This window comes from Paenarthrobacter sp. 10L412 (assembly GCF_056395565.1).
Window position 1 is genome coordinate 21,902 of record NZ_JBFTJT010000017.1, and the last position, 14,997, is coordinate 36,898.

At 61.5% G+C, this 14,997-nt stretch carries 13 protein-coding genes; 7 read left to right on the forward strand and 6 right to left on the reverse strand.

Features of this window, described 5'->3' with window-relative positions; all coding sequences use genetic code 11:
• Positions 1-2: 2 nt before the first annotated feature.
• A complete protein-coding gene (locus AC1DD7_RS20620; protein ID WP_477516388.1) occupies positions 3-2,336 on the reverse strand; it encodes a transglycosylase domain-containing protein in 2,334 nt (777 codons plus the stop codon).
• Between AC1DD7_RS20620 and AC1DD7_RS20625 the strand changes: the two genes are divergently transcribed.
• The 3 genes from AC1DD7_RS20625 to AC1DD7_RS20635 are packed head-to-tail and all read left to right on the forward strand — an operon-like array spanning position 2,335 to position 3,958.
• Positions 2,335-2,490, forward strand: coding sequence for a DUF4177 domain-containing protein (locus AC1DD7_RS20625; RefSeq protein WP_011775990.1), 156 nt, complete (start codon positions 2,335-2,337; stop codon positions 2,488-2,490). The two genes, AC1DD7_RS20620 and AC1DD7_RS20625, sit on opposite strands and share 2 nt — an antisense overlap.
• 2 nt (positions 2,491-2,492) lie before the next feature.
• Entirely contained in the window at positions 2,493-3,029 is a 537-nt protein-coding gene (locus AC1DD7_RS20630) for a RidA family protein (protein ID WP_431116595.1), read from the forward strand.
• 17 nt (positions 3,030-3,046) lie between these two features.
• Positions 3,047-3,958, forward strand: coding sequence for an NUDIX hydrolase (locus AC1DD7_RS20635; protein ID WP_477516389.1), 912 nt, complete (start codon positions 3,047-3,049; stop codon positions 3,956-3,958).
• A gap of 140 nt (positions 3,959-4,098) precedes the next feature.
• On the opposite strand, the gene AC1DD7_RS20640 is transcribed toward AC1DD7_RS20635, so the two are convergent.
• Entirely contained in the window at positions 4,099-4,776 is a 678-nt protein-coding gene (locus AC1DD7_RS20640; RefSeq protein WP_011775987.1) for a Crp/Fnr family transcriptional regulator, read from the reverse strand.
• A 235-nt stretch (positions 4,777-5,011) separates the two neighbouring features.
• On the opposite strand from AC1DD7_RS20640, the gene AC1DD7_RS20645 reads away from it, so the two are divergent.
• Positions 5,012-6,196, forward strand: coding sequence for a MarP family serine protease (locus tag AC1DD7_RS20645; RefSeq protein WP_477516390.1), 1,185 nt, complete (start codon positions 5,012-5,014; stop codon positions 6,194-6,196).
• A gap of 51 nt (positions 6,197-6,247) precedes the next feature.
• Positions 6,248-6,712 (forward strand): type II 3-dehydroquinate dehydratase, encoded by a 465-nt coding sequence (aroQ, locus tag AC1DD7_RS20650; protein WP_477516391.1) that lies wholly within the window; start codon positions 6,248-6,250, stop codon positions 6,710-6,712.
• A 120-nt stretch (positions 6,713-6,832) separates the two neighbouring features.
• On the opposite strand, the gene AC1DD7_RS20655 is transcribed toward aroQ, so the two are convergent.
• The 4 genes from AC1DD7_RS20655 to AC1DD7_RS20670 form a co-directional block, all read right to left on the reverse strand.
• A complete protein-coding gene (locus AC1DD7_RS20655) occupies positions 6,833-9,034 on the reverse strand; it encodes an alpha-galactosidase (RefSeq protein ID WP_477516392.1) in 2,202 nt (733 codons plus the stop codon).
• A 102-nt stretch (positions 9,035-9,136) separates the two neighbouring features.
• Positions 9,137-10,477, reverse strand: a complete 1,341-nt coding sequence (locus AC1DD7_RS20660; RefSeq protein WP_477516393.1) for an ABC transporter substrate-binding protein — start codon at positions 10,475-10,477, stop codon at positions 9,137-9,139.
• Positions 10,478-10,504: 27 nt separating this feature from the next.
• Positions 10,505-11,473 carry a carbohydrate ABC transporter permease gene (locus tag AC1DD7_RS20665; RefSeq protein ID WP_477516394.1) on the reverse strand — a complete coding sequence of 323 codons (969 nt, stop codon included), beginning with the start codon at positions 11,471-11,473 and terminating at the stop codon, positions 10,505-10,507.
• A gap of 27 nt (positions 11,474-11,500) precedes the next feature.
• Positions 11,501-12,475 (reverse strand): carbohydrate ABC transporter permease, encoded by a 975-nt coding sequence (locus AC1DD7_RS20670; protein ID WP_442003426.1) that lies wholly within the window; start codon positions 12,473-12,475, stop codon positions 11,501-11,503.
• A 202-nt stretch (positions 12,476-12,677) separates the two neighbouring features.
• On the opposite strand from AC1DD7_RS20670, the gene AC1DD7_RS20675 reads away from it, so the two are divergent.
• Together AC1DD7_RS20675 and AC1DD7_RS20680 are read left to right on the forward strand one after the other, a co-directional pair.
• On the forward strand, positions 12,678-13,877 hold the full coding sequence (locus AC1DD7_RS20675; protein ID WP_477516395.1) for a Gfo/Idh/MocA family protein: 1,200 nt from the start codon (positions 12,678-12,680) through the stop codon (positions 13,875-13,877).
• A gap of 14 nt (positions 13,878-13,891) precedes the next feature.
• A complete protein-coding gene (locus tag AC1DD7_RS20680; RefSeq protein ID WP_477516396.1) occupies positions 13,892-14,911 on the forward strand; it encodes a LacI family DNA-binding transcriptional regulator in 1,020 nt (339 codons plus the stop codon).
• Positions 14,912-14,997: the final 86 nt, after the last annotated feature.

Sequence of the window (14,997 nt, forward strand, 5' to 3'; positions counted from 1 at the left end):
GCTTAGTCCTTGCCAGGGCCGTTGTTGTTCCCATTCCCATTGTTGCCACCGTTGTTGGCGGGGGCTGTCGGCGGGGCGGGATTGTTCTGCGTGGGTGCTGGCGCCGTACTGCGCTGTGGAGCAGGGCCTCCGAGGAGGTTGGACGGCGGCGCCTGGAACGGGTTGGTTCCATACGCAGGGGCAACGGACAGCATGTAGTTGGTGAACTGCGGACCAGCAATCATGTAACCATCGATGGACTGGTAGAACTTGCCGTTGACGGTCAGGTTACGTCCGGGACGCTTCTGGTCACCCAAGGGGTCGCCGAACCAGGAAGCCGTGGCCAACCCGGTGGTGTAGCCGACGACCCAGGTGGAACCATTGGTGTCGTTGGTACCGGTCTTGGCGGCTACGGGGAAGTTCTTGGAGTTCAAGGCTGGCCGGATCAGAGAGCCAGAGCCCTCGTCGAGCACCTTCCCCATCGCGTAAGCAACACCTCGGGCAACCTCAGGTTTGACGGCATCCTTGCAGTTGGAGGATTGGGCCGGGAGATCGGCACCGGACTGGTCTTTCACCGAGGTAATCGCGATTGGCTGGCAGTACTTGCCGTCGGCAGCAAACGTGGCGAAGGCGCTGGCCATGGTGAGAGGCGCAGTCTGGGTGGAACCAATGAGGTTACCCAGAGTGGTCATGGGCACCTTCGGATTGGGATCCGTGATCTTGCCGGTATCATCCCGTGCGGGCAATCCGCCATGGATGCCCGTCGCATCAACAATGCCCTGGATGCCACATAGGTCCAGCTGGGAAGCCGAAGCAAAGGTGGCTGTGTTGATGGAGTTCATGAGGCCGTAGAGGACCGTCATGTTTCTGTAGTAACCCTCGTCGGAGTTCTGCAGGTCGAAAGTGCCGTTCGTGGCGTCATACCAGCCAACAGTGGGCGCAGGACAGGTGTTTCTCCACCGGAAGTTCTGGGGGTACCTGCGGACCGAAGCGTTGATTGTCGTATTCATTGACTTGCCCTCGTTCAGCCATTCAGCGAACGTAAACGGCTTCATCGTAGAACCGGGCTGGAAGCCACCAATGCCGTTGAGGTCGTTGCCCTCGGCATCGAGGACGTCCACATTGAAGTTCTGCGTCTGATCGAACTTGCCCTCTTGAGGGAGCCAAACAGTGTTCTGGGCCATGCTCACGATCTGCCCGGTGCCCGGCTGGACGGAGGTGATTGAAGCACCCCACTTGTCCGGGTTAGCGCCCGCCGTCGCATCAACCTGCTGCTGGGCAACGGTCTGCGCCGTGGGATCGAGGGTGGTTCGGATGGTAAGGCCGCCACGCATGACGCGCTTCTCGCGCTCGTCCGAAGTCTCGCCGTACGCAGGGTTGTTCAAGAGCAGGTGCAGCACATAGTCGCAGAAATACGGAGCCATGGTGGCGTATGCGCAACCCTGGCGTGCGGGAGTGACCTTGGTGGTGACAGGGGTGGCTACCGCTTCGTCGTACTCTGCCTGGCTGATCTTGCCCTGGTTCACCATGGCAGCCAGCACGAGGTCGCGGCGCTTCTTGGAGTTATCCGGGTTGGTGATCGGATCGAAGGCGGACGGGCTGTTCACCAAACCAGCCAGCAAGGCTGCCTGCGGAAGCGTCAGATCCTTGGCTGAAGTGCTGAAGAAGAACTTGGAGGCAGCTTCAATGCCGTACGCGTCACGGTTGAAGAACACGATGTTGAGGTAGCCCTCGAGGATCTGCTCCTTGTTGAACTTCTTCTCAAGGGCAATAGCCAGTTTCATCTCGCGGAGCTTATCGCCGACGCCCTTGTTCAGGCCGTTCAGCTTGACGTCTTCGTCCTTGCCGGATGCCACCAGCGATTCGTTGATGACGTTGTTAACGTATTGCTGCGTAATGGTGGACGCGCCCTGCTTGTTGCCGCGGGCGGTGCTCACGATGGCTCGCATGATGCCGGTGGTGTCGATGCCGCCGTGCTCATAAAAACGGCTGTCCTCGATAGCGATGACAGCGTCCTTGATGAACGGGCTCATTTGATCCAGCGGGACCTTGGTCCGGTTCTCAGCGTAGATCGAGGCAATCGGTGTGCCGTCCTTCGCCAGAATCGTTGTGTTCTGGCTCGGCGGGTCCACCTGCAGCTCTGCCGGCAGAGTGTCAAAGAACTGGATTGAACCACTTGCGGCACTGCCCGAAACGGCGGCTGCGGGGACCAAAAGGCCCGCCACCAGGACGCCACAAATCGCGCTCACGCCAAGGAAACCTAAAATCTTTCCGAGGGTGGTGGCAGTGTCGAATATGGGGTTCTTGCGAGTCACCATGTTTTCCACTTTACCGGCAAGGGCTAGGCTTTCTGTCATGACCAAATGGGAGTACGCCACGATTCCGCTCATTATCCACGCCACGAAGCAGATCCTGGACCAGTGGGGCGAGGACGGTTGGGAGCTTGTCCAGGTCGTCGGTGGCCCCGATGGCAAAGGCCTTGTTGCATACCTGAAGAGGGAGAAGCAGTAACCATGACAACCCCCGCAGAAACCACGTCTGCCGCGGAATCCGGCGCTCCGACGTCGGCCGTTGAGCAGCGTCTCGCCGAGCTCGGCTTGACCCTTCCCGAGGTCGCCGCACCTGTTGCCGACTACGTGCCGGCGATCGTCTCCGGCAACTACGTCTACACGTCCGGCCAGCTGCCCTTTATTAAGGGCAAACTCGAAGCTACGGGCAAGGTCTCCCTCGGCGAGTTGGGTGCCTCCGACGAGCCCACCGTTGATCCCGAGGATGCCAAGCGTTACGCCGCTGTCTGTGCGATCAACGCCCTCGCTGCCGTTAAGAGCGTCATTGGCGACCTCGACCGCATCACCCGCATCGTCAAGGTAGTCGGCTTCGTTGCGTCCGAGCCCACCTTTACGGGCCAGCCCGGCGTGATCAACGGCGCCTCCGAACTTCTCGGCCAGGTATTGGGCGACGCCGGCAAGCACGCACGCTCCGCCGTCGGCGTTTCCGTCCTGCCGCTCGACTCTCCGGTCGAAGTCGAGCTCATCGCTGAATTCAGCTAAGGAACCGGTCCACCCAATTGCCGCAGCTTGCCCGCCGCCTGTTCGCACTCCCTCCGGCACTCGAAGGGGCGGCACGAAACTGGCTTGAGCTCGGCGAGCGGACCCCCAGGGCCGCCCGCTATGCATCATCCGTCGTCCTCTTGCGGGACTCACCCACCGGTCTGGAGACCTGGCTTGGTTACAGGCCAGGCTCCTCACCGTTGGGTGTCGTCGCGTTCCCTGGTGGATCCCTGGACCCATCCGACGACGACCCCGTCGGTTGGTTGGGTCCCTCACCGCAGTATTGGGCTGAGCACATGGGAACGGACGACGTCGGACTCGCCCGCCGCCACGTGGTGGGCGCCATCCGCGAACTCTTCGAGGAAACCGGCGTCCTCCTTGCCGGCCCCGACGCTTCCTCCACGGTGGAGGCCAACTCCACGGTGGAATGGATGAAAGCCCGGGAAGCTGTGTCCAGCCAGGAGAAGTCCTTCAGCGAAGTGCTCGCCAAGCGTGGCCTTTCACTGCGCACGGACCTGCTGAAGCCCCTGGTCAACTGGCTCAGCCCCGACTTCGCGCACACGCGTTTCAACACGCGCTATTTCGCCGCTACGGTCCCCGTGAACCAGCAGCCGAGCATCCTGGGAAGCAAGGGAGTCTGGGGCCGCTGGGTGTGCGCCGCGGAAGCCATCGCCCTCCGGGAGACCACAGCCCTCGGCGACGAAATAGCCCAGGAAAACACGGTCGGACTCACCCTCGGCCAGCTCCTGGTCCCCGGGTCCGAGATCATGCTCGAAAAAATGGCCCACGCCAACGGCTGTATCGCCTACCTGAGCTACAAGCGCAAGGCCCACGTGTACCAACCCAAACTGGTGGACGAGGGTGGAGTGCTGATGCTCGAGGTCGAAGCCGCCAGGACCGTAGCCGGAGAGCCCCAGCGGGAGCGCTGAATCTGTCCCTCTCTCACTTCCCGCCGGGTTTTGACGGATCCTCTCTCACTTCCTGCCGGGTTTTGACGGATCCTCTCTCACATCCCGACGAAAAAAGCCGCCCCGGTTCATCACCAGGGCGGCTTTTTTGCAAGGATAAATTAGCGCGAACGCTGGCGGAGCCGCTGCATGTCCAGAATGACGACGGCGCGCGCTTCCAGACGCAGCCAACCGCGCTGGACGAACTCGGCCAGTGCCTTGTTGACGGTTTCGCGGGAAGCGCCCACCAGCTGGGCCAGTTCTTCCTGCGTCAGTTCATGGGCAACCAGGACGCCGTCGGTGGCCGGACGGCCGAAGCGGTCAGCCAGATCCAGGAGTGCCTTGGCGACGCGGCCCGGGACGTCCGAGAAAACGAGGTCGGACAGTGAATCGTTGGTGCGACGGAGCCGGCGGGCGAGGGCCTGCAACAGCTGCGCGGAAACCTCCGGACGTGTGCGGAGCAGCGCGTTGAGGCTTTCGTTCTTCAGTCCTGCCAGGCGCGTTTCGGAGACGGCGGTGGCCGTCGCGGTGCGGGGGCTGGGATCGAACAACGCCATTTCGCCGAAGAGTTCTCCCGGGCCGAGGATGGCCAACAGGGACTCGCGGCCATCGGGGGACGTGCGGCCGAGCTTTACCTTGCCGGAAACGATGAAGTACAGCTGGTCACCCTGGTCGCCTTCGCGGAATACCGATGCCCCGCGTGAGAGGTCCACCTCGGTGAGTTCGTCCGTCAGCAAGCGGAATGCGTCGTCGTCAAGGGTGGCGAAGAGGGGTGCGCGGCGCAATACCTCGATGTCCATGAAATCTCCTGAATATAAGTTTCGGTCGTGGCGCTCCAGCCATTGTTTCAGAATTTTTAAGCTTCTGTGACGTACTTGGCAGGCGAAACGCTGAAACGGCGCGGTTTTTGCCCCTATCGGCCCTTGTTTGCCGTGCCTTTGGACGCTCGGAGCGGACTCGTATCGTGATGGGACTAACGGTTCCCTGTCAGGGTGCCCAACTACAATTGGCGCTACCCGGTCACGAGGAGCATTGGTGTTTGGCTTGACGATTTTGGATTTGGCATTGATCTTGATGCTCCTGTCCTACCTGATCTATGGCCTGCGCAATGGCTTCCTGGTGACGCTCGGCGGAATTGCCGGTTTTGTGGTTGGCGCGATTGCTGCATTTATGGCTGTTCCACTTGTGAGCGGCTGGGTGAGCGATAGCGGTTGGAGGCTGACCGCAACGGTGGGTGCCGCCGTCGTACTTATTGCACTTGGCCATGGGCTGGGGACCATGATCGGACGAAAAGTCCGCCATGCTGTGCGGATTAAGCCGTTGCACGCAGCTGACCGCTTGATTGGCGGCGTGGTCAGCGTGGTGGTCGCGGCGCTGGTGATGTCCATGTTGGCGTTCAGTATCAGTTCGCTGGGCGTGCCGTTTGTCTCGCAGCAGCTGGCTGAATCCCGGGTCATTCGGTACATCGATTCCTTGACGCCGACGCCGGTCAAAACCACTATGGCCCAACTGCGGTCTACGGTCATTGGCGACGGTATTCCCAAACTGATTGAGGGCTTCGGCCCAGCCACACCGGTTCCGGTTCCCAACGAATCCACTGACACTCCAGCCCTGAACAAGGCTGCCGAGTCCGTCCTGAAGATCGCGGGCACAGCCTTTGAATGCGGCCAGAACCAAACTGGTTCCGGATTTGTGGTGTCGCCCGGGCGCGTCGTGACCAATGCGCACGTTGTGGCGGGCGTGTCGCAGCCGGTGGTGGAGATTCCCGACGGCGGCGCGTTGCCGGGTCGGGTGGTCTATTTCGACTCCCAGCGGGACATCGCAGTTTTGGCCGTGGATGGTCTTTCATCGGATCCGCTTCAGCTGAGTCCAGACCTGGCAGCCGGCAGTCCCGCAGCTTTTGCGGGCTACCCGCACGGCGGTCCTTTCCAGTCCAAACCAGCAACTGTCCAAGGTATTTCGACCATCCTGGTGCCTGACATTTATGGCAGCAATCCTTCTCCGGAGTTGGTCTACAAGCTTGCGGGTGACGTCCAACCCGGTAACTCCGGAGGACCGCTGCTCACCATGCAGGGGCAGGTAGCAGGCTTGATCTTTGCCAAGACCACCACTGATGCGGCACTTGGGTTTGCACTCACCATGGAGGACATCCAGCCGGTGGCCGCACAAGCTCCAGGCCTTAGCGCTCCGGTTTCGCCCGGGCAATGCACACGCAAGTAACTTTGACCGCAATTCCCGGACATTCTCCCGTCGCCTAATAGATTGGGAGCCATGACTGAAGCCACCCCCGCCACCGAAGCTGGTCGCGGCACCATTCTTGTGATCAACGGACCGAACCTTAACCTTTTGGGCACCAGGGAGCCCGAGAAGTACGGCACTTCCACCCTCGCCGACGTCGAGCAGTTGGCCATGTCGGCGGCGGCTGCCCATGGCTTCACGGTGGACTGCGTTCAGTCCAACCACGAAGGGGACCTCCTCGATGCTATCCATGCTGCGCGGGGAACCGCGGCGGGAATTGTCATCAATGCCGGGGCCTTCACCCACACGTCAGTGGCACTTCGTGACGCCCTGGCCGCAGTTCAGCTGCCCTCGGTTGAAGTGCATATCACCAACGTTCACCAGCGCGAAGAGTTCCGGCACCACTCCTACTTGTCCGGTGTGTGCAACGCGATCATCGTCGGCGCGGGCGTGCTTGGGTACAAGCTGGCCATCGATTACCTGGCTGAAACGGTGTAGACCGGAGGATGTGAGAGAGGGATCCCCGGGAAGCCCTGTGGATGTGAGAGAGGGATCTCCGGGGAGCCCTGTGGATGTGAGAGAGGGATCCCCGGGAAGCCCTGTGGATGTGAGAGAAGGTTAGAGGGCAGTGAACCGCAGCAAGAGCGCGTGCTCGGGGTTCAACACCGGCATGGGAAGGCCCACCTCGCCAAGGAATCGTCCCGTTGCCACAGCACCATCGGCCAGCCAGGCGACCGGTAGGGCTTCGATGAACGTGTGCGCGTAGTCGGCATCCGCCGGTGTGGGGAAGATTGCTTCCACACGATAGGAACGGGAGGCTTCCAGCCCCGGAATGGCTACGCGGCCGGGCTGTTCGGCGAAACCAGTCCGCGTCTTGACCACGGCGAACAGGGCCGCCGTCCCACCCACTGCAGTACCGCCGTCGTGCATGGAACTGTCAGCAACAACGCCGTGCAGCATCATGGAATCGTCCGCCAGATCGGCGCGCACCATCCGCCCGGTGTGGATCAACCCGCGGTGCTCCTTGTACAGGGTGATGAAGCGCTTCAATTCCTCGCGCTCGGCCCCCTGGACTTCGCGGATGTCCCATTCCATGCCGAAATGCCCAAAGAGTGCCGTGATGGCTCGGAACGACAAGTTATGCGTCCGCGCTGTGGTGTGCGAGGTGGTGGGCCCGATGTGCCCGCCCACCAGCTCCGGGGGAACCACCATGCCGGTCCAGCGCTGGATGGTTTGCCGCTCCAAGGCGTCATTGCAGTCCGAGGCCCAGATCCGGTCGGTGCGTTCCAGGATCCCAAGGTCCACTCGGGCGCCGCCGGAGGAGCAACTCTCGATCTCGACACCCGGGTGCGCTGCACGGAGGGCATCGAAGAGCCGGTAAGCGGCAAGGGTTTGTTCATGCACGGACGAACGGCCCGCATGGCCATGCTCCACGAGGTCCCGGTTTTGGTCCCACTTGAGGTAGCTGATGGTGTTTTCCCGCAGCAGGGCGTCAATACGGTCAAAAATGTACTGCCACGCGTCGGGGTTCACGAGGTCGATGATGTGCTGGTGTCGCCATTCGAGCGGCAGCCGGCCACCGTCCTTGAACGACAGGGCAGATGGTCCAACGATCCACTCGGGGTGGGCGCGGGCGATGTCCGAATCAAGGTTCACCATCTCCGGTTCTACCCAGAGGCCAAACTCCATCCCGCGTGAAGTCACTGCATCAATCAGGGGCGTCAGGCCTGAAGGCCAGATGGTTTCATCGACGTACCAGTCACCCAGCCCAGCGTGGTCGTCCCGGCGTCCGCGGAACCAGCCGTCGTCGAGCACAAAACGCTCAACGCCCAGGTCCGCGGCGGACTCGGCCAGCTCGATCAAGGTCTCCAGGTTGTGATCGAAGTACACCGCTTCCCAGGTGTTGAGGACAACTGGCCGTGGTTTCCCAGCGACATCCACGTGGTGCGGGCGGGACCGGAACCAGCTGTAAAAGGCTTCACTGATGCCGTCCAAACCTTGGTCGGAGTAGGCGGCATACAACGCCGGTGTGGTGTAGCTTTCGCCGGATTGCAGCACTACTTCGGAGGGGCCCAGCAGTTCGGAACCGCCGATCATTGTGCGGCCATCGGCTACGTTGTCAGCAAATTGCTCGTGGTTTCCGCTCCACGCCAAGTGCGTGGCCCAGACTTTGCCGTGCCGGTTGCCGAAGCCCGCGGTTCCGGCTGCAAGCAGCAGCGAGGAATCGTGTCCCGTACGGCCGTGGCGGCCGGTGCGGACCCAGGTTCCTTGCTGGATTGCCCTGCGTTGTGGGTGCCGTTCGCGGCACCAACGGCCAGTAAGGTCCAAAAGCTCGACGGCGTCCGGCGCCACTGGGAGAATCGTCGCCAATTCGTCCACCTGGAAAGGCGACGTGCCGTCGTTGGTGACTGTGTGCCGCAGTTCCAAAAGCCCACCCGGGTGCAAGGTGAGGGTGCTCGTGACCGTGATGCCGGCGTCGAGATCTGATTGAACGATCACCGCTGAGGACCCGACGGCGCTGCTGCCGTCCGCAGTCGCGCTCACCACGCGCAGGCGTACGGAGAAGTCATGCCCGGGAATGCCATCCGTGAACCGGTGTCCGCGCAACCCCGTCCGGCCCTGCCACGAGGAGGAGGCCTGAGGGAGGAGCCCGGCCGGTACGTTGGCATCGATCGAGGAAGGCGGGACGGGCTCATTGAGGATGGAAAGGTCCGGAAGGGCGTCGCCCAGGTCTGCTCCCCAGTGGGATATTTCGGCCTCTCCTCGGTGAGTGCTGATCACCAGGCTGGTACCGGCGGAACGGAGATGGAGCGGTTGCATGGGTATGAGTCGCTTTCAAAGATGGTGTGTGGACTTGTGAGGCCTGCTCTGCGCGCTTCGCGAAGGAAATGACGCGCAGAGCAGGCCTCACAACGGGAGGTTTTACTTGAAGAGGGCATTGACCTGGTTGTTGGCTTCAGTCAATGACGACGCAGGCTTCTTGCCGGAGAGCACGGCATCCATGGCCGGCTTCATGATGCCGTCCACCTTTGCAGCCTTGTCCGCGATCGGGAACAGGAACGTGGTGCCTTCCTTCACGTGCGTGGTGAAGGCGGAAACGTCGGTGCCCTTGTCTGCGAAGGCCTTGGCGGCTATATCAGACGAGCTGCTGATGGCCGGGAAGACTACGGCCTTGCTGGCCACGACGTCCTGGCAAGCGGTGGAGCCGAGGTACTCCACCCACTTCACGCTGGCAGCAGGGTTCTTGGTGCCTGCCCAGATGGAGTCAGCCAAACCATTGAACATGCTGGCACGCTGACCGCTGGGGCCCTTGGGCGTCGGCGCAAAGGCGGTCTCGATACCCTTATACGTCTTGTACTGGCCGATCAACCAGTCACCGTTGGTGTTGATCGCGGCCTTTCCTGCACCGAAGCTGTCCGGCATGCTGGCTCCAACAGTGGTCTCAAGCTTGGGCATGTAGCCCTTGTCCACCAGACCGGCCCACCACGCGATCGTTTCCTGGAAACGCGGGTCGTCGTAGTTGAATTTGCTGCCCCAAGGGTTCTTGTCCGTGGAAGTCCAGCCGGTGGTCGCCGTGAGGAAGCTCCACTCCGTCTGGCCTTGGCCGGAGCCACTGCCGGTCAAGCCCAGTCCGTAGGTGGCTACGTTGTTCTTGTCGAAACCGGCTTCATCCCCGCGCTTTCCGTTCTTGTCTACGGTCAGGTGCGCGATCGTCTTTTCGTAGCTGCCGCCGTCCTTAGGGTTCCAGTCAAGGTTGGCCATCTGCTCCGCGCTGATCCCGGCGGCGTCAGTCATTGCTTTGTTGTAGAACAGGCCCACGGTGTCCCAGTCCTTCGGCAGGCCGTAGCGCTTGCCGTCCTGGCCCACCCAAAGCTCCGGGAGGCCCTTGGTGTAGGCATCAAGCTTGACTCCGTCTTTTGCCACAGCGTCATCGAGCGGCAGAAGCTGCTTCTTTGCGGCGTACTCCGGGTACTTGGACAGGTGATCCGTGAAAACGTCCGGTGCTGTTCCAGCAACGAAACCGTTGGTCAGCGTGGTCCAGTAGTCGTCCCAGCCACGCTGGGTGATCTTGACCTTGATATCCGGGTTGGCCTTGGTGAAATCGTCAGCGCACTGTTGGTAGGCGGGGAGCTGGTTGGCGTCCCAGAGCCAGTAGTTGATTTCTCCCTTGGCCTCGGAGGAAGCAGGGGCGGAGCCGCCACAGGCGGACATTGTTAGGGCGATGGCGGCGGCAGCAGCGGCGACGCCGAGGGTTTTCTTCATGACGAACCTTTCGTTGGGGAGTGCGGGTTACTTGATTCCGGAGAATCCGATGGAGTTGACGACCTTCTTGCCGAAGGCGATGAAGAGAAGGAAGATGGGCAGCGCTGCGACGAGAGTTCCGGCCATGAGCCCGGACCAGTCGAGGGCGCCCTGCGGTGATTGGGATTTGAAGACACTGAGGCCCACGGTGAGCACCCGGACGCTCTCGTCCTGGCCCACCAGCAGCGGCCAGAAGTATTCGTTCCACTGCCCGATGAAGGTCAGCAGCGCCAGGGTGGCGATGGGGGCGGCGGCGTTGGGAAGCACGATCTGGAAGAAGATGCGCAGGTGCTTGGCGCCGTCGAGCATTGCCGCTTCCTCAACCTCGCGGGACATGCTGAGGAAGAACTGGCGCAGGAAGAAGATGGCGAACGGGGTCATGAACAGGAACGGCAGGGACATCCCGGCCATGGTGTTGAGCAGGCCGAGGTTCTTGATCATGAGGAAGTTGGGCAGCGCCGTGAAGATCGGCGGGACCATCATGGTGGTCAGGAACACGGCGAACACTTTGTTCCGGCCAGGCCAGCGCAATCGGGCGAAGGCGTAAGCGGCCATGGCGCTGAAGAACACCTGGCCGGCTGTTGTGACCGTGGCGAAGATGATGGAGTTTCGCAGGTAGAGCCAGAAGTTGATGGCGGCACCGGAGCCGCCGTCGGCGATGGCTTCCTCTGTGGTCTGCAGCCCGAGGACGCGCTTGAAGGCGCCCCAGCTGAAGTCGGCCGGCAGGAGGTTTCCGGCGTTGGAAGCCAACGCGCTGTTGCTGGACAGCGCCGTCCGCAGCATCCAGAGGAACGGGGCAATAGTCACGGCGACGGCGACGGCGACCAGCACCCAGGCGCCAACCCGGCGCCAATTGATGGGCTTCTTTGGGGACAAAGCGGCGTTCTGGCCGGAAGCATTCTTGCGGGGCAGGTCATTGTCGGGCAGGTCTTTGTCAGGCAGGGTTGAAGTAGTCATGGCGGCTCTCCTTATTCCAAATCCGGCTTAGTCCAGGTCCGATTCGTTGCCCTTGAGGAACTTCATTTGCACGAAGGCCACCAGGGCGAGAATGACGAACAGGATCACGGACAATGCGGAGGCGTAGCCGAAATCGGATTCGCCGAATGCTTTTTGGTAGATGTACATCTGGATCACGCGCGAGGCGTTGACGGGTCCACCGTTGGTTGTGACAGCAACGGTGTCAAAGACCTGGAAGGAACCGATCACGGTGACCACCAGCACGAGTACCAGCACTGGGCGGAGCAGCGGCATGGTGACGCTCCAGAACGTCCGGGCCGGGGAGGCGCCGTCGAGGTTTGCTACCTCATACAGGTGGTTCGGGATGGACTGGAGGCCGGCGAAGATCAGGAGGGCCGTGTAGCCCATGTGGCGCCACACGTTCACGAAAGCGATGGTGGGAATCGCCCATTGCTCACTGCCGAAGAAGGCGACGCGGGGGAGGCCCACCCAGCTCATGACCTCGTTGACGATGCCCAGCTGGTAGTCCAGCATCCAGAACCACAGCAGGGCGACGATGACATTGGCCACCAGGAAGGGCAGCAGAAGTGCGCCTCGGATGAACGTGGATTTGGCCACCCGGTGCATCAGAAGTGCGAGTCCCAGCGCGATCACGGTCTGGAAGCCGATGTTCAGGACAACGTACTGGATTGTCACTCCCATGGCGTTCCAGAACAATTCATCGCCGAATATTGCCGTGTAGTTCCCCAGCCCAATCCAGGTGGGTTCGCCGAGAATGCTGTACTCAGTGAAGCTGAGGTAGATGCCGCGAATTGTGGGGATCAGAAAGAACGCCACGAAGCCGATAACGGCGGGAAAGATGAAGAAGAGTGCGATCTTCAGGTCACCGAGGCGGCTAGTCATGCTGCGTTTGGCAGGTTGCAGCTTGCGGGGTTGCCGGCCTAGGAGGTTCCTGGCAGACCGCCGTGAGGCGTTGCCCGGTTGCTTGGTTAGCGTGGTCATCGTCGACCCTTTCCTGACTGTGATATGGGTAACAACTGGACTAGAATCTACACGAGTAGATCCGAGCGATGCAAGCTTTTTGGGAATATTTGTTCGTTTCTGTCCAAATTGTTGACTCGTGTAGATCGTAGTGAAAGACTCAAGCGAGCCCACTGAGGGGCCACTACAACTGCTGCCGAGTCAGCTTCAGGGAAGGCAAACGATGACGTTTTCGATCGGTGTTCTAGGTGTCGGGCAGTTCGGCAGCCAGTTCGCGCACCTCTTCAAGCTCCACCCCGGCGTCAGTGCAGTTTACGTGGTGGATGAACTACCTGAGCGGGCCGCAGCGGCTCAGGAACGTTGGGGCCTTGATGGCGTGGTGGGAAGTTTTGAGGAACTCCTGGAGTCCGACGTCGATGCTGTCGCCATCTTCACGCAACGGTGGACTCACGGACCCCTCGTCGAGCGGGCGCTCCGCGCGGGCAAGCACGTGTATTCAGCCGTCCCGATGGCGATCTCCGAAGCGGAAATCGAACGGATCATCCAGGCCGTGCGCGAAACCAAGCTTGTTTACGCCATGGGAGAGACCAGCTACTACAACCCCGCAACAGTCTTCGCCCGGCAACAGCATGCGGCCGGGAAGTTTGGCCGGATCTTCTACACCGAAGGCGACTACGTCCACGACATGGACCTGGGCTTCTACGAGGCCTACCAGTACAGCGGTGGCGAGCGGTGGAAGGAAACGGCGAGCTATCCGCCCATGCTGTATCCGACCCACGCCATCGGTGGCGTCCTCGGCGCAGTGCCGGCTCACGCGGTCAGCGTCAGTTGCATTGGGGTCAAGGACGATCGCGGAGATGGCGTCTTTGATAAAGACGTCAGTATGTTCGCCAACGATTTCTCGAATGCTACGGCGTTGTTCGAAATGAACGACGGCGGTGCGATGCGCACCAATGAGATGCGCCGGGTTGGCTATCCCTCGCACCTTCGCGAATCCCGCTTCCGCTTCTTTGGCACCGAGGCAAGTTTCGAGCAGCTGGCAACCACCACGGTGTGGCAGGACAAAACAAAGGTGGAGGACGTCTCAGAACAAGTTGAGACAAAGCCGACGATGTCAGCCGACGATCCATCTTTGGCTGACGTGGCGCCGGAGCTGCGCGATGCCTTCATCTCCGGGCTGGCGCCGGTTCACGATCAATCACGGCTTCCCGAGGAATTCCTCGGAGCGCCCAACGGACACGAAGGCAGCCACCAATTCCTTGTGGATGACTTTGTCACAGCGGTCAACAATCGAACGCTGCCACCCGTGAACGCCTGGGTTGCAGCCCGTTTCACCTTGCCCGGAATCATAGCCCACGAATCTGCCCTCCGCGGCGGCGAACGCCTTCCCATCCGGGACTTCGGCGACGCTCCCTCCTTGTAGCTAGCATTTAGGTCATGACAACTTCGGCAGTACAAACCCCGCGCGGACCGGTTACACGCAAGGACGTGGCCCGGTACGCCGGGGTGAGTACCGCCGTCGTGAGCTACGTTGTGAACGGCGGACCCAAGAACGTGGCCCCGGCGACGGAAGCCAAAGTGCGCGACGCCATCCGTATCCTCGGCTACCGTCCCAACGCTGCCGCGCGGGCTCTGAAGCTCGGCTCAAGCGAAACTGTCGGCGTGATTGTTCCGGACAATACCAACCCCTTTTTCTCGCAGCTCGCCCACGCTGTTGAAGACGCTGCGGCAGAACTTGGCTACGGCATGGTCCTCACCAACTCGGGCGGCAGCTTGGCCAAGGAACGGCAGAACATCCGCAACCTGGCCGCACGGCAAGTGGACGGAGTGTTCCTGGCGAGCTGCGTGTTCGATCCCGATCTGACCGACCTTGAAGCCTCGGAAATCCCGTCGGTGTTGCTGAACAATGCCGGCTCGCCGCCAGGGTTCACCAGTGTGGGTGTGGACCTCGAAGCAGGCGCCCGGGCCGCCGTCGAGCACCTCATAGGCCACGGCCACACAAACATTGGCCTGGCCATAGGAACCAACACCGGTAACCAGCTCGACGGACGTGAAGTGGGTTGGCTTCGAACGTTGCGCGACGCAGGACTGCCGGATGGCCCCATGCTTCATGGCGAGTTCAGCAGACCGGGAGGCTACGAGGTAGGCAAGCGCTTCCTCGCCATGGCCAACCGCCCCACGGCAATCTTCGCCAGCAACGACATGCAGGCCATCGGAATCCTCCGCGCCCTCCACGAGGCGGGGCTGAACGTTCCCGACGACATGGCCGTGGTGTCCTTCGACGGTTCCCTTGATTCCGAATACAGCTGGCCGGCATTGACCACTGTGGCGCAACCTGTGGAGGAAATGGCTGAAGCGGCTGTTCGCGCACTCGTGGGGGAGGGCCGGGGCGAGGCACTGCAGCACAGGATCCTGCCCACGGAGTTGATCGTGCGCCAGTCGTGCGGCTGCAAGTGACCTTCCAACGTTCTCTCACATCCTGCCGCTTTGGTGCCGACGTTCTCTCACATCCTGCCGTCGATGTGAGAGAACATCCTGCAAAA